This is a genomic window from Alteribacillus iranensis, from assembly GCF_900113025.1.
Classification (GTDB): Bacteria; Bacillota; Bacilli; order Bacillales; family Marinococcaceae; genus Alteribacillus_A; species Alteribacillus_A iranensis.
In genome coordinates this window covers 121,585-141,654 of record NZ_FONT01000004.1, presented here as the reverse complement: position 1 = coordinate 141,654, position 20,070 = coordinate 121,585, and the positions used below count along the sequence as shown (strand labels likewise).

Below are 20,070 nucleotides of genomic sequence, written 5' to 3'. Positions count from 1 at the left end.
GAGCCATCCATCCCGCAGAAAAATGACTAATAACCCCAACAAATTTTACAGAGCCTAGAAAAAGGAGAGATTTTCATGCACACCATGTGGAAGGGAAGCATTCAGTTTGGGCTAGTGAACATACCGATCAAGATGCACGCTGCGACGGAAGATAAAGACGTGTCTTTTCGTTCGCTCCATCATAAATGTCATACACCTATTAAATATGAAAAAATCTGTCCGGTATGTGAGGAAAAAGTGGAAAAAGAAGATATTGTGAAAGGATATGAAACGACAAATGGAAGTTTTGTCATTGTGACGGAAGAAGAGCTTGCTTCTTTAAAAAAAGCAGCGGAAGATAAAGCGGTGGAGATCCTTGACTTCATTAACATCGATGAAATCGATCCTATTTATTTCAACCGCAGCTATTATCTCGGCCCGAACGATGGTGGCACGCGAGCGTATGCACTACTCCGTCAGGCCTTAGCGGATTCGAGGAAAGTAGGAATTGCCAAAATTATGATCCGTTCCAAGGAACAGCTGGCAGTATTACGCGTGTACAACAAGACATTGCTTATGGAAACGCTCCACTATCCGGATGAAATACGAGATGCTGCAGATGTACCAAACGTACCCGGAGAAGAAAATGTAGCAGAAAAAGAATTAGACACAGCTAAAATGCTGATTGATCAGTTGACTGCTCCATTTGAGCCAGAGAAGTACGAAGATGATTACCGCAAACGTCTGCTAGAACTCATTTCTGCGAAAGAAAAAGGCGAAGAGACGGTGACAGCGAAGAAAGAACCGAAGAAAGATAATGTGACTGATTTAATGGAGGCCCTCCAAGCCTCAGTCGATAAAAATAAGAAGAAGACCGGCAAAAAGAAAACGACAAGCAATACGAGCAAAAAGCGAACAGCAGCAGCTACTCGAAAAAAAGCCACCTCTTAACCAGTCATGGAGAGCAGGAAATGACATTGCACGTCTTGTCTTTTCTAGTTAAAAGGTCCTAAATTTACAGGGAATAGGGAAATAGATGTTTCAACTTCTCCAAAATAGTCTATTTAGATTTATGTAACATCACAAAAAACATTTTAGACTACTGAAAGGAGATGTTTAACATGGCAAAAAGAGATAACAGAAGAGATAACAGAAAAATGAGCGTAGAAGAAGCAGGTCAAAAAGGTGGCGAAACCACAGCAAAAAATCATGACAAAGAATTCTATCAAGAGATTGGCCAAAAGGGCGGAGAAACAACAGCCGATACTCACGATAAAGATTTCTATCAAGACATCGGCCAAAAAGGCGGAGAAACAACGTCCCGTGAACACGATAAAGAATTCTATCAAGACATTGGTCAAAAAGGCGGAGAGACAACGTCCAATGAGCATGACAAAGAATTCTATCAAGACATCGGCCAAAAAGGTGGCGAAACAACGTCCGATGAGCATGATAAAGAATTTTATCAAGACATCGGTCAAAAAGGCGGAGAAGCTCGCAGCCGTCAGAGCAATAATCGCTCCCGCAGAAGAAAGTAAGAAGCTGATGTCTTAACAGCCAGGTGAAAGGAGTTGGTCTCATGGCAACACTTCAAGATGTTATGACACCAATGGTAGAGCACTGCTCCCCTTCAGACGACATGAATTCACTGGCGAAAACAATGTATGAAAATGATGTAGGCTTTCTTCCAATTATGGAAGACGACCAATTAGTAGGGTGCGTCACAGATCGAGATATCGTGATAAAAGGTCTGAGCAAAGAAAGACCAGCCCAAGACGTAAAAGCTGAAAGTATCATGCAAGAGAAAGTCATCACTGGTTATCCAGAAATGACAGTAGAAGAAGCTTCACGCTTAATGCAAGATCATCAGATCAAGCGGTTAGTTGTGATGGAGGCCCAAAAACCCAAAGGCATTGTTTCTCTTGGTGATATGGCTCTTTCAAAACACGCGGGTCAAGCTGCAGGCAATGCGTTAAGCGAAGTCTCCAAACAACACCCTCATTAAGTAGGAGCAGCTTCCGCTTCATATAAATCAAAAGCATCCATGAAGATGGCAATCCACCCTCAATGGAATCATGCCTTCATGGATGCTTTGATTTTTTTATACCAGAAAGTAAAAAGGATAGCAAGTAAAACCATTTGAAATTGAGGTTCTGTTAAATTTGCTGGGGTTATTAAACATTTTGCTCTACGGGTTGGATGACTCTTTAGGCTCGCTTGCACCACAGGCACAAGGGTGACATAAGTTCAAGCTACGCTGCGCTTGCTTTCACTGTGTCTTCTTAGCCGCGGGCAACACTTCAGCTAATCGGGGCAATTCGCCCCGATGGATCTTACTGCCACAGGATGTGGTGGCTTCTACGTTGGCTTCCGCAGGATGCGTTGACTTTTGCGTTGCAAACAGGACGTTCGCGCTTTTAGCAAAAGATCCATATTAGACGTTTGCGGTTTTAGTAGCTTAGCCGACGTCCCGCAGGCGTCTCACCTGTTCGCCATCAACCTTATTTAAGAAATGGTAGAATCTAATCCTATTCACCCCAACGTTTGTTTTAGAACCGAAAATGAAGGACACTCCGCTACGTACAGTGGGGTGTTTTTTTAGTAAATAAAAATCCAAGGAGAGAGCTGGTAAATAACAAGGGAGAGATCGCGTAGGTTTTCTATACGTCTGTTAAAAAAGTCATCTGTTGTGTTTATGACTATTTGAGAGGAAATGAAGATTTCGTGGGTTTTTTGGAATCGAAACATATACTCAAATACTAAAAGGAGAGATTATCCCCAAAAGAAGGAGACTTTTGGGGATAATCTCTCCTAGATAGAAGTCATAATTACATAAACACTTAGCCGTTCTTTTTTATTATTTTCAATACTAATGGTTTCATCTCCGCTGCATTGAATAATATCGTTCGCGGATATAGTGTAGTTTTCAAGTCCATGAAATAATCGACCGCTTCCTTCGATCACTGTGAGAAAAAGTTGAGTATTCGGGTGCTTGTGAGCAGGCAGAATTTGACCCGGGTTAAAGTTTAATACAAATCGTTTGGATGTCCCTTCTGTTTCTATGTCTTTTTTTGTAAAGGTGCTTTCATCAAACTCTTGATAATCTCTTATGTTTTTAATCAATTTTCTTCTCTCCTTTTTCCATCTATTTCTTTCTCCTTTCTTTTCCCTTGTGAAAATCTATATAACCACCTTTTTCTGTTAAAGAGGAGATGGAATGAAAAAGAAAGCCGAAAGAGGGTATCCCTTACTTTCGACCTTCTCGTGCGTTTGTTACGTTCCTATTCTAGCGTACGATTCATTTCGTCTACATCAAAGGAATGTTTCGGCTCAGGGGAGTCTCCTGCCTTAAATTCGCCATCGCCTCCACAAACGGTACATGAATATTGCCATTGTTCATCGTCCATTAACAACCCGGTGCCATCACATGCTTTGCACACGTTCTCACGCACATTCATCATTCACCACTCCTTCACCTAAAGCCAGAGCGCCTTCAACAGCTTACTCGTTGAAAACATGGTCTAGCTGTTAAGATATCTGACATGTTACTGTTTGTGTTTGACCCAGTTAATGAGTCCTCCCATTAACATGATGTCCACTTGGCGGTCGGATAATGCGTGTTTGACTTTTATTTCTTTATTTTTGCCTTTCACGGCAGCGGTCAGTTCGTAACCTTGTTGGATGCCTTCCCGTATATTATTCAGCTGTATCACATCACCAGGTTCCAATTGATGATAGTCCTCATCATTCGTAAAAGTGACTGGGAGGATACCGAAGTTGACTAGGTTCTGCCAGTGGATCCGGGCGAAGTCTTTCACAAATACAACCCGCAGGCCGAGATAGCGTGGAGCAAGAGCAGCGTGTTCCCGACTGGAACCTTGCCCATAGTTCGCTCCGCCTACAATCGCGTGGCCCGTCTGTTCCCTAACACTCATGGATCGGTTATAATAATCTTGGTCCAAAATTTCAAAAGCAAATTTACTAATTTCCGGTAAGTTACTACGGAACGGCAAAACGCGGGCGCCGCCTGCCAATATTTCATCAGTTGAGAAGTTGTCTCCTACTTTTAATAATACAGGCACTTCGATGCTGTCTGGTAAAGGTTCCATGTCTGGCAACGAAGCAATATTAGGACCTTTGTGAAGTTCTGTCACCTTCGCTTCATCATAAGGAAGCGGTTCTTCTAACAGCTTAAAGTCAACGGTTGGCTGGTCGGGATCTTTTACGTCTGGATATTCCATATCAAGCGTTCTTGGATCGGTGATTTTACCGGTTAATGCAGAGGCTGCAGCTACTTCAGGGCTGCATAAAAATACGCTGTCTTCCCGCGTGCCAGAACGACCCGGAAAGTTTCTTGGTGTTGTCCGTAAGCTGTTTCGACCGGAAGCCGGAGCTTGCCCCATTCCAATACAGCCATTACATCCTGCTTGATGCAGGCGTGCCCCTGCAGACAAGAGGCTGGCGATATGACCATCCGCTACAAGGTCTGAAAGCATTTGTCGGGAAGTGGGATTAATATCAAAAGATATCCCACTTGCGATTTGGCGTCCTTTTACAATTTCAGCAGCTACAGCAAAATCACGATAGCCTGGGTTTGCTGATGAGCCTACGTATGATTGATATATTTCCTCTCCTGCCACTTCATCAACTGGTACGACATTACCGGGACTTGATGGTTTGGCAATCAGTGGAACAAGCTCAGATAAGTTAATTTCTTCATGAATGTCATAAGTAGCATCCGGATCTGCTTTTAATTCACGCCACTCTTCTTTCCGGCCTTGACTTTTCATAAATCTCTTCACTTCTTCATCGGACGGAAATACACTAGCGGTTGCACCAAGTTCCGCACCCATATTAGCGATGACGTGGCGATCCATCGCGCTTAATTCATCTAAACCGGGCCCGTAATATTCAATAATTCGGCCGACTCCGCCTTTTACGTCGTGCCGGCGAAGCAATTCTAAAATAACGTCTTTAGCGCTTACCCAATCTGGAAGTTTACCTGTGAGTTTCACACCCCAGATTTCAGGCATTTTTACATAAAACGGTTCTCCGGCGATAGCCATAGCGACATCAATCCCGCCAGCTCCAATCGCAAGCATACCCATACAGCCATTAGCACAGGTATGACTATCGGACCCTAACAAGGTTCGTCCGGGCCTGCAAAGCCGCTGCATATGCACAGGGTGACTGACCCCGTTACCAGGACGGCTAAAATGGAGGCCGAAACGTTTGGCGGCACTTTCGAGAAATAAGTGATCATCTGGATTCTTGCTGTCTTCTTGGATAATGTTGTGGTCCACATATTGGGCGGATGCTTCTGTCTTTGCACGCTCTACTTTCATCGCTTCTAATTCGAGCATTACCATCGTGCCAGTGGCATCCTGTGTTAATGTTTGATCGATGGTTAATCCTATTTCTTTCCCCGGTGTCATTTCACCAGAAACTAAATGTTCCTTTATCAATTTTTGCGCAACGTTTAAAGGCATGCAGAAACCTCCTTATCATAATGAAATGCATATAACTTTTGCAATAATATTCCATCATAATGTTTATTCCTTTCCATGTAGGAGAATAAACAAGTAAAATAGAAAGCAGCAAGATACGTGTGATATGTTTCATTGCTCGAAGTTAGTGAATAAAAATTAAGGATAGGAGGAAGTACGTAGTGGGAAAAAGAATCTTATTGTTTATCTTAACCAATATCCTCGTAATTACTACGATTACGATCGTTCTCACTGTGTTAAACGTACTTGGTATTAACACAGCTTATTTAGGGGCAGGCGGCATTGATTATGTCGCATTGTTTATTTTAAGCGCGGTTATTGGCTTTAGCGGATCGATCATATCATTGGCGCTCTCAAGAGTGATGGCCAAAAAAATGATGGGTGTACAAGTGATTGATCCGGATCAAAGTACAGGTCGTGAAAGAGAATTGGTTGAAAAAGTTCACCGTTTGTCACGGAGTGCTGGCATGATTCACATGCCGGAAGTAGGTATTTATCAATCAGGTGAGGTAAATGCGTTTGCGACCGGTCCTACTAAAAAAAGATCGCTGGTAGCAGTATCTACGGGCCTGCTGCAGGGAATGGATGAGGACGCTGTAGAAGGCGTGTTAGCCCATGAAGTCGCTCACGTAGCTAATGGCGATATGGTAACAATGACATTGCTGCAAGGGGTAGTAAACACTTTTGTTGTTTTCTTTGCTCGTATCGCTGCCGCCGTCGTTTCTCGGTTTGTTCAAAATGATGGTTTGCGGATGGTAGTACATTTTGGTGCTATTATTGTATTCCAAATTTTATTTTCCATATTAGGAAGCATTGTAGTTATGGGTTATTCGCGATATAGAGAGTTCCATGCCGATCGCGGAGGTGCGGATTTGGCTGGCAAGGATAAAATGAGACATGCTTTACAATCACTACGTTCCTATGCAGATATGGTTGATACAAGACAGCAGTCAATGCAGACGTTAAAAATTAATAGCCGCGCTTCTCTAGCTACACTCTTTTCTTCTCATCCTCCATTGGACGAAAGAATTCGTCGCTTACAATAAAAAGTGATAGAGACAGGCTCTCCCATCATAATGTAGGAAGGAACTACAATGTGAGGGAGGGCCTGCTTTGTATACAAATTGGGTTGAGGCAGCACGAGAGGAGCACGTCTTCTGGCTGCAAATCTTAGGGGACCATTCACGTTTTTTATATGAAACGCTGGCACCTTCGGAAGTGGAATATATAGAAGCTGCTTCTGGATATATCGATTTCTTTGACCAATTATTAGAATGGGCAAGAAAGTATTCCGCCGTAGAAGACATGGAACGTATTACACAACAAGCTTTTGAAGGGGCAAGAGACATTCGTTTCTTTAAGCTTCAAATTATTCAGGAGCAGCTGACAGGAAAAATAAAAATTCAACTGACTCCATCATTTATTAATCACATGGTGAATGAAGTGGAAGAGTACTTGCGGTTGTTGGAGTGTCTTAAAAATAAAGAAGTCCCGCCTGTTTGTCACCCTCTTCATCACCATTTAATCTGGCTCCTGGATGCGGCGGGACACGCGCATGCGATTGCTGGAAACTTAGACAAGGTAGAAGCACGGCTAGCAAAGAAATCTAAGACATTCATGAAGGAATTTGACCAGTTTTACTTAAAAGCGGTGGAGATGGCTGGGTATTTACGAGCAAATGTGGAGAGTTTTCCAGCGCTGGAAAGAATGAATCGAGAAGTCAAATTAGAGTTTGAAATATTCAAGAGTTTCCTCCGGGAATTAGAAGAAATGGGGCTTACTAAAGAATTGCTGAGCTCTCTTACTCCGTTAATGGCTGATCATATGGCGAGGGAGGAATGCTATTATTTAATGAAGCTTGCCGAGTCTGCCGATTTAGAAAAACCTGCCTGCAATCCTAGTAAACCGAGGACAGAGAGTTAACTTGGATAGATGGAGAATATAGGATTAGGATTTAGGGCTGCTTTGGAGAGTGAGAAAGCAGCTCTTTTCTATGTTTTTTTGTGAGAACCACTATATAATATAGAAGGAATGAGAAATCTAGAAAGAATTGAGTGAAAGACATGCAGGATAAACAACAACTCTGGGGAACGGGAGCGGCTATTGCTGCATATCTCGTATGGGGATTCCTTCCTTTGTACTGGAAGATGGTCGATAACGTTCCCTCGGGAGAAGTGTTAGCTCATCGAATCATTTGGTCGCTTGGATTAATGGTCTTGTTTCTTTTCCTCATAGGGAAGTTGAAAGGAATCATTCAAGAAATCATAAAGGTGTTCTCTTCACGTACATCTATGTTAGCGATTACGGCAGCAGCCATTTTTATCAGCTGTAACTGGTTTCTTTTCATCTTTTCGGTGAATAGTGATCGAGTCAACGAGGTGAGCTTAGGCTATTACATAAACCCTCTCATTAATGTTTTATTAGCTACCCTTTTTTTGAAAGAAAAATTATCAGTGATGGAGAAAGCAGCGTTTATACTGGCAATTATCGGAGTAGTGGTCATGACATTAAGTTATGGATATCTGCCGTGGGCAGGCTTAGGACTTGCCCTTTCGTTTGGTATATACGGGTTGATTAAAAAAACGTTAGATGTTGGTGCCTGGGCGGGATTGACGATCGAAACGCTTCTTATGACTCCATTTGCTCTTCTATTTTTAGCTTTTTTCCGGGCCGATAATGAGGCTCTCTTTCATTACGGGACAGAAATAAATATCTTATTAATTGTGTCAGGAGCTGCAACAGCCGTACCCTTGTTATTATTCGCCGCTGGAGCGCGAAGAATCTCTCTTTCTTTATTAGGCTTTCTTCAATATTTAGCGCCAACCATTATGCTCGTGCTTGGTGTCTTTGTATTTAGAGAGCTGTTTAGTACTCAACAGCTTATTGCATTTGTTACTATTTGGATCGGTCTTCTTCTCTTTACGATTTCCCGTTCCAATGCAACATTTCGACAGAGGAAAGAGAAAATGAAAGCGGAGAAAGCAGTATAAAATGAGAAAAAGTCAGCGGGGTTACTCCTCCAGCTGACTTTTTTCATTAAAAAACACTTTATAGCCATTTTGGACGTAAATAATGACGGTAAGAGAAACAGCGCCTGCAATTCCAAGTAATACCGCTATTTGGTATTCAATGGCTGTAATGGGGTTCACACCGGCGAGTATTTGTCCTGTCATCATGCCTGGCAGGAAGACGATACCTGTTCCGACCATAGAGTTAATGGTAGGAAGAATCGCGGCATCAAACGATTGGTTGACCAATTTACGAGTAGCTTCTTTAGGAGTAGCGCCTAACATTAATGCAGCTTCCACTTTTGATCGTTGCTCTGTCAACCCTTCCACTAACGTTTGGACTCCTAATGTAATGCCCGTCATGGAATTTCCTATAATCATGCCTGCAATAGGAATAAAATATCTAGGGTCATACCAAGGGGAGAACTGGATAACGACAAAGTTAAAGTAAATTAAGCTCGATAAGGTGCCGGCTGCCATGGAAATGGCAATAATGCGTTTCATTCTACGATTTAAATCATGCTTGATTCGTTTAAAAATGTTCCAAACCGCAAACACCACCATTAAAATAACAACAGCGATAGTTAGCAGCGGATGGGGGTTTTCGAAGAGATACATGAGCACATAGCCAACCAGGAGTAGCTGAATCGTCATTCGAAGTGTAGATATTAAAATCTCTTTATCGCGCGGGATTTTACGAACCTTCACGATAACAAGTAAGACAATAATAAATATGTAAGCCGAAAGGAGCTGCCATAGTGTCAGATCGATCATGTTATCTTCCATTATGGCCACGTCCTTTCTTGGAGTACTTCGTAATATCAATAATTCTATCGGAGAAATGCTCTGCTATCGCTTTCGAGTGAGTGACATAAATGACTGTTTTTGAATGCGAGCGAGCATGTTGGATAAAACGTTCCATGACTTCATGCTCTAGCTCTTCGTCTAAAGCGGAAGTCGGCTCATCCAACAGAAACACTTCCGGATCCATTAAAATAACTCTGGCAAAAGCCAATCGCTGCTGTTCCCCGCCGGATAACTGACCTGCTTTCTCATCAAGTCTTTTTTGCAGTTGAAAATCTTGCAAGGACGTAGTCATTTCCGAATCGGAGGGGGTTGGTTTATTAGAAAACAGAAGGCCTGCTTCTAAGTTTTCCCGAATTGTTTCTCCAAATAATACTGGCTGCTGGGACAGCATCACAGCTTGTCGTCTCAATTCGATCGGATCCATTTCATGAATCGGTGTTCCTTTAAAAGTAATGGTACCTCTATCGGGGGAATATAGGCGGTTCATTAATTTGAGAAGGGTCGATTTTCCTGAACCGCTTTCTCCCATAAGACAAGTGATTTCTTTTTCTGCAATCGTTAGATCCTCGATTTCTAAAATGTCTTGGAATGTAACCTGGTGAAAAGTAAACAAGCGAGTCAACTTCCTCTCTATATCAAAATCCCTTTTTAGTATACCCATTGTGAGAGAGGAAGTGCAAAATGCTGATATAATTGAAGGGGCTTATGTGCATATTTTCTTCACGGTAATTCATAAAGATCCTTAAAAACTCTTCTTTGATTGGATTCTACACTTCCACCACTTTATGCTCTTCCCCTTTGTTGATCAATAAGCCGCGAACATTTACATAAGAGGGAACTAAAGGGTGGCGGCGAATCATATCAATACTACGTTCTACATTTTTACTGACTTTTTCTTTCCCTTTTAACCATTCCTCAAACGTACTATCTATTAGTTCAGGTTTGCAATGTTCGAAAAGATAATTCAGTGTTTGAATTTCCCCTTCTCTGAAAGTTATATCATCAGGGACATTATCCAACGTATGATTATCTTCTACACCTACTACACAAATGTCCTCGATGCTTTCTTGATAAATCGCAATAATCACGGATCTCATGATATCACCAAAAGGGTGGGAAATGATGGTGCCGTAACTCTGTATCGTATGCATGTAATGCGGTGGAATACCAGTTTTTTGATGTATGATCGATTCCATGTCATGCTCCATGTCTGTTATGATTAAAACTTTTTTATTCTCCTCTAAGGTCACGCCGCCCACTCCTTTATCTTAAACGTAAGTGAATATATGTCGAGTTCACCAATTTTTCCAATATCCTTCAGGATCAATACTAGAAAGTTTAATCCAGCCATTTTGTACTTTTTCTCGAAAAGATTCGTTGTTGCTTAATAGACGATTGATATATTCATTTGGGGCATGTATAACCACCAACAGACGAATAGGTGAGTGATAAGGTTCGGAGTCCGATCGCATCACAGATTGCCAAGGTAAACCGATTAATAGGTCACTCGCATTGCCTTGCATCACACCCATGCCTGCTGTTATGGTTTGAGTTGTTTTATTGCCGCTTCCATAATAGTGCGGAGCTACCGTGGATGCGTAATATTGAAGGTTAATCCATTGGGCTACCGTGCCCGGCCCGTTTATAATATTTGCGAGGATTTCACCGTTTTCGTCTTTTTCCCAATGATAATTATGAAGAAAAGCTCTTCCTTCTAAGTTACAGTTTTTGGTTAATTCACGTTCACCAATAATGAAAGAAGCATTACGCGCTAATCCCCATTCAGGTCGTATCTCACTCCAATCTTCCGCTAACCTTTGTGCTTCGTCTTGCGGATTTTTAACACGCATGGAGAGGTGAGGAAGTTCAGCCATTCGATCTGCATTCGCATTGTAGCTTACTTTCGGCATCGCCGACTCAATACGGTCAAATGCTTTTTTTGCTGCCTCTGAAAGCTCTGGAACATAAATCCACGTTAACGTATCCACAGTAGTATTATGCTCCGCTGCTGCAAACACAGTTTCTTCAGGGATGTGGATTCCTTTATGAGACAGTGCTTCTCTTACTTCAGTAAGGTTACATAAGGTAGCTAATACTCTTGCATTAAAACCACCTGAAGCCCCTCCACAGGCCCCGCAGTCTAAAGAAGAAGCATAAGGGTTATTGGTCGTTTGACTCCCATGACCGCAAATGACAACGAGTGGAGAGAAGTTCTCTGTGAGCCCCATCATTTTCAAAGATTGCAAGACGTAATCTACTTTTTCCTCTTCATTAAAACCGATCGGAATGTTTTCGTTTTTTTCATGATCCAGCGTGATTTCCGTTTCTGGCTTTCGTAACCAATCATTTCGAAGTTTTCGCAACGCACTTCCTGTTTTTCTTGGCAGAAAACTGCGAGCGAACATATGCAAACTTAGCCATGGACCGCTTACTTCAGGCAAAAGCAGGCTTGCAAGGATATTTTGTTTCATAATTTTAAAGGTGTAGCTTAAAGAGTTTTCCGCTTGGTTTCGTTTTTGAAAGGATTCATAATCCTCTTTCCCAGCTTTTTCTTTTAGCTGGTGCTGTGGTTCTAAAATAACTGGCAAAGAAGGGTGGCTATGACTGCTGCCAAGTTCGTTTTTCTTAATAGGTAAACCAAAAAAACCAGCAGTGCCAATCGTTTCAAACGGACCTTCTTTTTCAAGATGACGGCGGAAAGGCTCGGAACGCACGTCTATACAGAAAGCAAATTGGGCTAATGCCGTTGATGAATGAAGATCGGTATCATTCTTTGTCGTTATTTTTTTGTTTAACTGATCGGCATACGTTTGCTCCCAAGCCTCTAACCATATTTTCTTTCTAGTGTTTTCATCAAAGCGGTAGGCAAATGATAAATACTCATTTTGCTTGGCTGCCGACATTTGGGCCCATGTCTCAGGTGTGAGGTCCCCCCAGTAAAACCACGATGCAAGAAGTGGAGCCACGGGAATACGAGTTTCACGGTACGAATGCTTTACAGGCAGAAACGGTTTGAGGAGAGCCCATTCCATAGCAATTCTTACTGCTACATATTCCGTTAAGAGGTCCGTTTCTTGGTCAGATTGATTTGTACGCCACAGTATCGCTCCTGCCCAGCCAGGTAATGAAAGTAAATGAGTTTCAATATAACGCTGTACCTCTGGACCGGAAATACCTAAATCAGATAGAGTGACGATTAATGCCGAGTGGGCTTCGTTCGGTAATTGTTTCAATCGTTTTCGTTGTTCGGCAGTAAGAGCTGGGTCTTTCTGAACGAGGCGGTACCAAGCATAATAAAGACCTTTTTTCCGATAAGGCATGGTCCAGCCTGCTTGAAAATCATCAATATATAATTTGCACCACTTAATGATGTGACGGTTTAGGACATGGATTAACTTAGTTCCCTTTGTATCCTCTACCCAGGAGCTTAAGGGTTGCATGGAATGTTGCTTAATATTTTCAGTGTCCAAGCCACTAATTTCTTCAGCTAATTGTTTTACAGATTCAGATAACAACCAATCAGAAGGTAACGAATCAGATGTTACTGCGGAGAGACAGTACTTTTCAGCAGTTGCCCAAGGTATCGTAAAAGAGGAGGAGTTAAGCCAACGCCTTACTGCTAAACGCAAAGAAGAGTCATCGATTTCTCCTCGTTCTTTGGCTGAATGAATCATAGAGAAGCTTGGATATATATCTACATGTTGAGAACGTTTAAGCCAACCAGCTACCTCATCAAAAGATTGCTTTTCCATCTCTGCCCAAGGATGACGTGCCACGAAAGCGGAGATAGGATGAAGAGGGGCAATAACTCGGCTGGCAGATTTTATGACAGCAGGGAGGTCTCTCTCATCCAGTGAATCCCTTTTAGAATGCGTTTCGGTACTCTGTACTTTTTTTAAAGAAGCAATGCTCATCATTCGTTACCTCCTTTCAGTGTATATGGACTGAGATAATGGGGATGACTTTCTACCGAGTGTTCTTTCGCTTCTCCTAAATGAACCAGCCATAGATATAAAACAGCAAATGTCGGAGAAGAGTGATGCCGCGCGATCAACGCCCCAATGATACTGCCGGCAAGCAATAGGATTACTACGAAAATAACAGCTGGCATGGGAGGCTGCGTGCTGTGAAAATCAGTAGCATGAAGCCATTCATGGAAGAGCGTATGAACGCTCATATATATAGCCATAGCACTAAGTAATACTAGAGAACCAATTAGTTTTCCAATCTTTCCGTATCCGAAAACAATGAGTTGAGTCCACGCGAAGGATAAGGACCAACCTAAAATTAGTGCACTAACTAATTGGTATCCATCCCCTGGTGCCATCAGCCAATAAGAAAGACCTAACAACAACCCTAAACCACGACCGGCTAAGACCGATACATAGGATGCCCTTTTACTATAACGAGGTAGCAATTCAAACCGGCGTAAGACAGAGCCAGACTGTAAAAACAAAGAAGCTTTAAATAGACCATGTAAGACAAGGTGGATAAGAGCAGCTAGATAAGCACCCAGTGCACATTGAATTAACATAAATCCCATTTGGGCTATCGTAGATCCTACGAGCTGACGCTTGTAGTCCACTTGAACCAAACTAATCCCGGTACCAATAAACACAGAAATACTAGAAAGAACTAATAAAATAAATTGAGCGATGTCACCATGAAAAAGAGGGGAGAATCTAGTTAAAATAATACCTCCTGCATTGACTAAGCCCGCATGCATAATCGCTGATACAGGAGTTGGGGCGACAACAGATTCTATGAGCCAACGCTGAAACGGCCATTGGGCTGCCGGGATCATGACGGCTAAAATAATGAGTAAATTAATGCCGATTGTCTCCGATGGGCCAATGTGTGCTAACGTTTCTTCTGTAAAAATAGTGGACAAACGCCACTGACCTGTTAGGTGTGCTATCCACATAACAGCTAATAAAAGAGCAATCCAACTTACAAAAAATAAACGTCTGGTTACTTTCACTGCCTGACTAACCACATTCCAGCTATTATTAAGACAAAGAAGCAGAACTAGCCCAACAAGAGTGGCTCCCCAACATAAAAGCATCAATCGAAGATCATCACTCAACCAAGCGATCGAAGCCATCGATGTAGTGAAAGTAAAGAGCGTAAAATATTTTCGGTAGGAACGATCTCCTTTTAAGTAATTAACGGAAAAACGTTGAATGACCAAACCGATTAGTAATATAAAAAAAGCTAATAACCAAGCTAAGGAATCTGCGTACCAAATGCCCAGCACGTCACTTTGATGGAGAGGGAGCAGCGCCGTGAAACACACCAAGGGAGGAATAGAGAAAATAGCAAGGTGTACACGAATATAACGTAAGGGAATGCTGGGATGTAAAAAGAGCAAACCACTTATCCAAGAAGCAATAAGTGCTATGAAATATAAGGTTATGAATGTTGAGGAACTTAACGAAAACAACATATTTTGCTCTCTCCTGACTTAAATTCATGGAATTTGTGTGTTTTATCAAATATTTCATAGAAAGGTAGTTTGTCTGTAATGATAGATTGATAAATAGCTCTCCTTCGAGAAAGCGCGTATTCAAAGGCGGGGTACGATAAAAATAAAAAAACCGACAACTTTTAGATTCAATGAGTATGTCTCATTGAATGTAAAAATTGCCGGTTTCATTTCAACTCACTTCGATGGATGAAGTTTTTTGAAAAGCTACCAGAAATATTCAAATGCTGCATAACAAATAACAACCGTGAAAAATATTTATAAACATTTATGTAGAATGTATTCTTATATTCATACTTTTTCATTTCTTCAACATGGATAGATTAAAGAAATGCTAAAGTATATCCATAAGAGTAATCAAAATATTATTTACAGTTGTTTAATATATACAATGTTTTGGAATTTGTCAAATGTTTTGTTGAAATTGACTTTCTATCTTTCAATCATTCTTTGCATGAAACCTATTTTACCTCATTTTCCAGGTTCTCGTATAATTTAAAGATCATCACACGCTCTCCATTACGGGAACTAATATCGGTATGAAAGCTTTTAACCTCTTTATCAGTGATCGTTAGGATACAATCCTTTAATTCCTCTATACCAGACTCCACTAATTCTGCTCTTGTTTTTTTTATCGATAACATACCTTCTTTTGTTTTACAAACGGTGTATTCTGCTGGCGTCAATATACCTTGCAGATTGACAATCACCATATCACGCAGTATGTCAGTCTTCACAGAGATAGAGCCACGTCCTAGATAGTCTTTTTCCCACTGAGTAATAGCCTTGCTTATTTCTGATTCTATAAAACCTTTCGACTTATTCACGATAAGATATATTCCTCCTTCATACTTGGTTGGTCACTCCCTAAAAGTGACGCTACGTTATTTGATTATTAACAAATCTATACTAACGGTTCAACTTTATCGTTTCAAGAGCTAATCAGTTAATCATCACAACATGGAAATGTTATATCAAAGCAAAAAAAGACTGCTAACAATTCTTAGCAGTCTTTATACTAATATAGTTTCTATATCGTGATTTTTTCTAGCAGAGGATCTTTTTAAATTTTAAACTGTTTGGTTAACGCTTGTAATTCCTCAGCCATTGTGGAAAGGGAGGAAGTGGAAGCCGATACCTCTTCAAGGGCTGCAAGCTGTTCTTCTGTAGCTGCCGATACATTTTGTGATTCTACAGAGGCTCGGGACCCAATTTCATTAATAGCATCTATCGTACTTTGGACTACTTTTGTACTATCTGCAATTTGTTGGATGGCAGAAGCTACTTCTTCTGTCTGCTTTGTAACATCATTGGTTGCTGCTTTGATCTCTTGAAATGCTTCTCCTGTAGAATGAACTAATTTGATTCCATCCGTCACTTCGTGAGTGGCTGTTTCCATCGTTTGGACAGCTTTCTTCGTTTGATTGTTGTTTCGGGAAATCAGCTCAGTAATTTGGTCAGCCGATCGAGCAGATTTTTCTGCTAATTTTCTTACTTCCTCGGCAACCACTGCAAACCCTTTACCGGATTCACCGGCCCGGGCAGCTTCAATGGAAGCATTTAACGCTAGTAAATTTGTCTCTCCTGAAATATCCGTAATGGTCTGGGTGATCTCACTAATTTGATAGGACTGTTCTCCTAGATTTTTGATTTCTTTTGAAAGTACTTGCATGGCGGTCTGTATGGATGACATTTGTTCCATGGCACGGTCACTCGCTTCATTTCCGGTTTCCGATTTAGCCGCTGTGTTGTGAGCACTGGCCGATACCTGTTGAGCACTAGCACTGATTTGTTCTATGCTGGTAGCCATCTCGGCGATTGTATTCGTTGTTGATTCTGTGCTGCTGCTTTGTTTTTCCGTGCCGGCAGCAACCTCTTGAATAGTTTCAGATATATGTTCGGCAGCCCGGCTTGTCTCATCCGTGCTTGCTGATAGCTCTACTGCAGATGATGCGATATTTTCAGAAGAAGCAGAAATGTTACTGATTAATTGTCGGAGGCTAGAAGTAGATTTCTGAAGGTGCTGAAACATTTCACCGATTTCATCGTTTCTGTTTGAAGACAAATCAATGGTTAAATGACCGGAAGCTATGTCAGACAAAGCTTCTTTTAAACGTGCAATTGGCTGTGAAATACTTTGTCTTGTAAAATAAATAATAAAGAGGACAGATAACAAAATAACGATGAATGCCGTGAACAAAAACTGTAACAGAAGCGTATTCAACTGGGCGAAATAGTCATCCGTATTTACACTCGTCATAAATATGCTGCCATCTTCGGAAGAACGCGTAAAAGACAGGAATTTGGTTACACCGTCGTCTTTATATTGGAAATTCCCCGTTTGTTCGTTGGACATGCGGTCACCAAAAGGAAGATCTGTTAACTGGGAACCAATTAATTCTTTATCAGGGTGAGCGGTTATTACTCCTTCCTTGTCGGCAATAAACGCAAAGCCGGTCTCAGCAAATGATAAGGTTGCAACTTCTTCCTGCAGGCTAAAAGAATCCAACAGCTCCTGATATTCAGCTGGCTCCAATCCAATTTGAACAGCACCAGGTTCATCTCTTCTAGCAACTCCTGCATACATAGAAAGTTTACCGTCTTTTCCGCGGGTGACTGGCTCTTGAGCTAATTCAAAGTCCGGGTTGCCGATAGCTTCCATAAAAGGGGATGATTGTTCATCGGAATCAAACATATATCCAATGACATCTTCTTCATTGCTATACGTGAGCTTACCCGTTTCATCCGTAATGTGAATTTCAGAAACCCCTATTTTCTCCGCAAGAGAAGAAAGAGAATCCACCGTAAGAGAACCCGTTACGGACAATGTTTCTGCAGTGGAGTGAGCGAGTTTTATATAATTATTTTTTAAGCTCTGTTCCACAATGTTCAAGGTTTGATGAAAGCTGGCAGTGTTCTCCTCTAATTGGATCAAAACATGTTCAGCATCTGATTCCATTTGCTCAGAAAGTAATTGATGCTGTGATTGGTAAGTAAATAGAGTAAGAGCAAGTACAGTTGCAATAATAATAGATATAGTCATCCCAATAATTTTATGGCTGAATTTCAACTTTGCCATGCATACGCAACTCCCTTCTTAATTAGTACAAATGTCTTATATTTTTATATCGGTATGAATTGATAATTGTTTAACAATTGATATTATTTTTTAATATCTGATTCTATTTATTTAAGAAATGGACTTCTCAAACTAGTAAAATGATTAATAGAATAGAGAAGTGGGGAATAAGTGAACAGACGCAGCAAAAAGGAGAGGATTACGAATGACTGAAATAGTGAAAGGAAACGGTGAATTTTATATAGAAGAGAATGGGGAGAAAGCAGCGGAAATTACGTTTTCAACGGATCATAACAGCAATATCATTATTGAGCACACGAGGGTATCCGAACAATACGGTGGTCAAGGTCTTGGGAAAAAACTAGTGAAGGAAGTAGTGGATAAAGCCAGGGCAGAGAATAAAAAAATTATTCCACAATGTAGTTACGCCGAGAGACAACTAGAGAAGAATGAAGATTATCATGACGTGTTAAGAGTTGCTGATTAACGAGCCGACTTATCGGTCCGGTTAGATCGAACCATTCTCTCGTCTTTTCTCCTTTTCCGTTTTATTCCAATCAAGCCAGGCAAATGTTTGGGTGCTGGCGGTAGATCTTCTACAGCAGGGCTCGCTTATCCTGAACTTGTTCATCCTTGTTTTCTGTAAGAAATGACACTTGCTATGGTGTGATATAATAAGGCTTGTGGAGAAAACGGGAAGGAGTAATTTACTATGAATAATGTAATTTTTATTGCGGGACATGCCCGTCTCCCTGGAGGAATGGCTGCTCAGAGTATGTTTCAAACATTGACTGTCACCGCTGAATTAGACCGGCGTTACGGGGTGATTTTGGAATGCTCTTGCACGTTAGCGACCGAGCACGGCCGTGAATTTATTAACCAAACGTTACGAGGCTATAGTTTACGAGATGGAATAGAGGGACCAGTGAAAGCGATTGAAAATAATTATTCTGGAAAAGCAAAAAATGCGATTACGGCTGCTTTAAAAGATTTGTACAAACAGTTTGAAATGCTTCAAAAGGAGAATGATTAAATTAAAAACGCCCTCTGCTTAACCTTTATCACGAAAAGAGTTATACTGGGACTTGAGAAGGAGAGGGAACTACAATGAAAGCTTATGTTTTTTTACTCATCACTGCGGTTTTGTATGCAGGTAATATCATTGTCGGCAAAGCGGTAAATGATATTCCCCCGTATACGGTCGCTTTTTTTCGTGTTTTCATTGCGTTATTACTATTACTTCCTATCGGATGGAGACAGGCATGGCGTTATCGACATACGTTCCGGACGGAATGGAAGCCACTGGTAGCTCTCGCGCTTACGGGAGTTGCTTTTTTTAATACATTTATTTATGCATCTCTTCAATTTACAAGTCCTATTAATGTATCGATCATGGAATCCTCCATCCCTGTGGTTACTATATTATTCAGTATGCTTTTTTTAAATGAAAAATTAAGAGGTATCCAATGGCTCGGAGTTTTCTTGTCAGTCGGAGGAGCCATCTGGGTTATTACAGGTGGTTCTTGGCAGGTCATTCGAGATCTCGCATTTAATGTCGGGGACGTGATCATGATCGGCGCTGTTTTAACATGGGTGGCATATTCCATTCTCGTGAAGTACCATTTGGCAAAATTTCCAGCTTACGGTGGATTATTAGTTATGTTTGTGATTGCCAATATAGCACTTTTTCCAATCGCATCGATCGAATGGGCTGTCGGAGGATTTCCACCTATTTTTGAGTCCGATCATATGTTAGGTTTATTATTTTTAGGAATTTTCCCATCCGTTGTTGCTCTCGTTTTGTGGAATAAAGGAGTAGAAGCCGTAGGGCCGTCCCAGGCTTCTGTGTTTTTAAACTTCTTGCCGGTTTTTACTATTATTGGATCTTACCTTTTCCTTGGAGAGAAAATTACGCCTGTCCAAGTGATAGGTGCTTTCGTGGTCATTACAGGTGTTTTGCTCACGACGAGGAAAAAACGAAAAGCGGTTCCCATCTTGAAAGAAAAGGAACTGGCTCAATAGCTAGGTGACACAGGGGACTTTCTTACAGCGGGAAAGCAATGAGCCCTCATAAGAGAATATACGAAAACGCATGGGATTGGTACTGTCCCATGCGTTTTGTTTTTTTAGTGCTTGTGTATAACTTTTATGAAGGGTTAGCTACGTCTAGTGCCAGGTACCATCGCTCGAGGTCACTTCAACCCT

At 41.3% G+C, this 20,070-nt stretch carries 19 protein-coding genes; 9 read left to right on the top strand and 10 right to left on the bottom strand.

Features of this window, described 5'->3' with window-relative positions:
* Positions 1-75: 75 nt before the first annotated feature.
* The 3 genes from ku (at position 76) to BM095_RS10465 (ending at position 1,984) form a co-directional block, all read left to right on the top strand.
* Positions 76-930, top strand: a complete 855-nt coding sequence (ku, locus tag BM095_RS10475; RefSeq protein WP_091661340.1) for a non-homologous end joining protein Ku — start codon at positions 76-78, stop codon at positions 928-930.
* A gap of 170 nt (positions 931-1,100) precedes the next feature.
* Complete coding sequence (locus BM095_RS10470) at positions 1,101-1,517, top strand: KGG domain-containing protein (RefSeq protein WP_091661337.1); 417 nt, start codon at positions 1,101-1,103, stop codon at positions 1,515-1,517.
* A 41-nt stretch (positions 1,518-1,558) separates the two neighbouring features.
* Entirely contained in the window at positions 1,559-1,984 is a 426-nt protein-coding gene (locus BM095_RS10465) for a CBS domain-containing protein (protein ID WP_091661334.1), read from the top strand.
* A gap of 806 nt (positions 1,985-2,790) precedes the next feature.
* On the opposite strand, the gene BM095_RS10460 is transcribed toward BM095_RS10465, so the two are convergent.
* The 3 genes from BM095_RS10460 to BM095_RS10455 all read right to left on the bottom strand — a co-directional run bounded on the left by BM095_RS10460 (position 2,791) and on the right by BM095_RS10455 (position 5,468).
* A complete protein-coding gene (locus BM095_RS10460; protein WP_091661331.1) occupies positions 2,791-3,102 on the bottom strand; it encodes a cupin domain-containing protein in 312 nt (103 codons plus the stop codon).
* Between the two features lie 158 nt (positions 3,103-3,260).
* Positions 3,261-3,440, bottom strand: a complete 180-nt coding sequence (locus BM095_RS16400; protein ID WP_143083214.1) for a hypothetical protein — start codon at positions 3,438-3,440, stop codon at positions 3,261-3,263.
* Positions 3,441-3,524: 84 nt separating this feature from the next.
* A complete protein-coding gene (locus tag BM095_RS10455; protein WP_091661329.1) occupies positions 3,525-5,468 on the bottom strand; it encodes an aconitate hydratase in 1,944 nt (647 codons plus the stop codon).
* 179 nt (positions 5,469-5,647) lie between these two features.
* Between BM095_RS10455 and htpX the strand changes: the two genes are divergently transcribed.
* From htpX to rarD, 3 genes are all read left to right on the top strand, one after another.
* Positions 5,648-6,532 carry a protease HtpX gene (gene htpX, locus BM095_RS10450; protein WP_091661326.1) on the top strand — a complete coding sequence of 295 codons (885 nt, stop codon included), beginning with the start codon at positions 5,648-5,650 and terminating at the stop codon, positions 6,530-6,532.
* Between the two features lie 67 nt (positions 6,533-6,599).
* Complete coding sequence (locus tag BM095_RS10445) at positions 6,600-7,409, top strand: DUF2935 domain-containing protein (protein ID WP_091661323.1); 810 nt, start codon at positions 6,600-6,602, stop codon at positions 7,407-7,409.
* Positions 7,410-7,549: 140 nt separating this feature from the next.
* On the top strand, positions 7,550-8,476 hold the full coding sequence (gene rarD, locus BM095_RS10440; RefSeq protein WP_091661783.1) for an EamA family transporter RarD: 927 nt from the start codon (positions 7,550-7,552) through the stop codon (positions 8,474-8,476).
* A 21-nt stretch (positions 8,477-8,497) separates the two neighbouring features.
* Here rarD and BM095_RS10435 read toward each other — a convergent pair whose 3' ends face one another.
* The 7 genes from BM095_RS10435 to BM095_RS10405 form a co-directional block, all read right to left on the bottom strand.
* A complete protein-coding gene (locus BM095_RS10435) occupies positions 8,498-9,280 on the bottom strand; it encodes an ABC transporter permease (RefSeq protein ID WP_091661320.1) in 783 nt (260 codons plus the stop codon).
* Positions 9,270-9,914 (bottom strand): ABC transporter ATP-binding protein, encoded by a 645-nt coding sequence (locus BM095_RS10430; protein ID WP_245757873.1) that lies wholly within the window; start codon positions 9,912-9,914, stop codon positions 9,270-9,272. Before BM095_RS10430 ends, BM095_RS10435 begins: the two co-directional genes overlap by 11 nt.
* Before the next feature lie 154 nt (positions 9,915-10,068).
* Complete coding sequence (locus tag BM095_RS10425) at positions 10,069-10,509, bottom strand: carbonic anhydrase (RefSeq protein WP_091661781.1); 441 nt, start codon at positions 10,507-10,509, stop codon at positions 10,069-10,071.
* Positions 10,510-10,596: 87 nt separating this feature from the next.
* Positions 10,597-13,215, bottom strand: a complete 2,619-nt coding sequence (locus tag BM095_RS10420) for a DUF2309 domain-containing protein (RefSeq protein ID WP_091661778.1) — start codon at positions 13,213-13,215, stop codon at positions 10,597-10,599.
* Positions 13,215-14,747: an NADH dehydrogenase subunit 5 gene (locus BM095_RS10415; protein ID WP_091661314.1), complete on the bottom strand. Its 1,533-nt coding sequence runs from the start codon at positions 14,745-14,747 to the stop codon at positions 13,215-13,217. The genes BM095_RS10420 and BM095_RS10415 overlap by 1 nt, the downstream gene beginning before the upstream one ends.
* Positions 14,748-15,247: 500 nt before the next feature.
* Positions 15,248-15,613 (bottom strand): DUF2294 domain-containing protein, encoded by a 366-nt coding sequence (locus BM095_RS10410; protein ID WP_091661311.1) that lies wholly within the window; start codon positions 15,611-15,613, stop codon positions 15,248-15,250.
* 236 nt (positions 15,614-15,849) lie between these two features.
* Complete coding sequence (locus tag BM095_RS10405) at positions 15,850-17,865, bottom strand: methyl-accepting chemotaxis protein (RefSeq protein WP_091661308.1); 2,016 nt, start codon at positions 17,863-17,865, stop codon at positions 15,850-15,852.
* A gap of 205 nt (positions 17,866-18,070) precedes the next feature.
* On the opposite strand from BM095_RS10405, the gene BM095_RS10400 reads away from it, so the two are divergent.
* The 3 genes from BM095_RS10400 to BM095_RS10390 all read left to right on the top strand — a co-directional run bounded on the left by BM095_RS10400 (position 18,071) and on the right by BM095_RS10390 (position 19,887).
* Positions 18,071-18,352 carry a GNAT family N-acetyltransferase gene (locus tag BM095_RS10400; protein WP_091661306.1) on the top strand — a complete coding sequence of 94 codons (282 nt, stop codon included), beginning with the start codon at positions 18,071-18,073 and terminating at the stop codon, positions 18,350-18,352.
* 225 nt (positions 18,353-18,577) lie between these two features.
* A complete protein-coding gene (locus BM095_RS10395) occupies positions 18,578-18,898 on the top strand; it encodes a DUF3870 domain-containing protein (RefSeq protein WP_091661303.1) in 321 nt (106 codons plus the stop codon).
* Between the two features lie 74 nt (positions 18,899-18,972).
* Positions 18,973-19,887, top strand: coding sequence for a DMT family transporter (locus tag BM095_RS10390; protein WP_091661300.1), 915 nt, complete (start codon positions 18,973-18,975; stop codon positions 19,885-19,887).
* Positions 19,888-20,070: the final 183 nt, after the last annotated feature.

Excerpts from the sequence above, each read along its gene's own strand:
- rarD (WP_091661783.1), top strand. The coding sequence starts at position 7,550 with ATGCAGGATAAACAACAACTCTGGGGAACGGGAGCGGCTATTGCTGCA.
- BM095_RS10465 (WP_091661334.1), top strand. The coding sequence starts at position 1,559 with ATGGCAACACTTCAAGATGTTATGACACCAATGGTAGAGCACTGCTCC.
- BM095_RS10435 (WP_091661320.1), bottom strand. The coding sequence starts at position 9,280 with ATGGAAGATAACATGATCGATCTGACACTATGGCAGCTCCTTTCGGCT.
- ku (WP_091661340.1), top strand. The coding sequence starts at position 76 with ATGCACACCATGTGGAAGGGAAGCATTCAGTTTGGGCTAGTGAACATA.
- BM095_RS10455 (WP_091661329.1), bottom strand. The coding sequence starts at position 5,468 with ATGCCTTTAAACGTTGCGCAAAAATTGATAAAGGAACATTTAGTTTCT.
- BM095_RS10390 (WP_091661300.1), top strand. The coding sequence starts at position 18,973 with ATGAAAGCTTATGTTTTTTTACTCATCACTGCGGTTTTGTATGCAGGT.
- BM095_RS10425 (WP_091661781.1), bottom strand. The coding sequence starts at position 10,509 with ATGGAGCATGACATGGAATCGATCATACATCAAAAAACTGGTATTCCA.
- BM095_RS10400 (WP_091661306.1), top strand. The coding sequence starts at position 18,071 with ATGACTGAAATAGTGAAAGGAAACGGTGAATTTTATATAGAAGAGAAT.
- BM095_RS10405 (WP_091661308.1), bottom strand. The coding sequence starts at position 17,865 with ATGGCAAAGTTGAAATTCAGCCATAAAATTATTGGGATGACTATATCT.
- BM095_RS10415 (WP_091661314.1), bottom strand. The coding sequence starts at position 14,747 with ATGTTGTTTTCGTTAAGTTCCTCAACATTCATAACCTTATATTTCATA.
- BM095_RS16400 (WP_143083214.1), bottom strand. The coding sequence starts at position 3,440 with ATGATGAATGTGCGTGAGAACGTGTGCAAAGCATGTGATGGCACCGGG.
- BM095_RS10395 (WP_091661303.1), top strand. The coding sequence starts at position 18,578 with ATGAATAATGTAATTTTTATTGCGGGACATGCCCGTCTCCCTGGAGGA.
- BM095_RS10470 (WP_091661337.1), top strand. The coding sequence starts at position 1,101 with ATGGCAAAAAGAGATAACAGAAGAGATAACAGAAAAATGAGCGTAGAA.
- BM095_RS10420 (WP_091661778.1), bottom strand. The coding sequence starts at position 13,215 with ATGAGCATTGCTTCTTTAAAAAAAGTACAGAGTACCGAAACGCATTCT.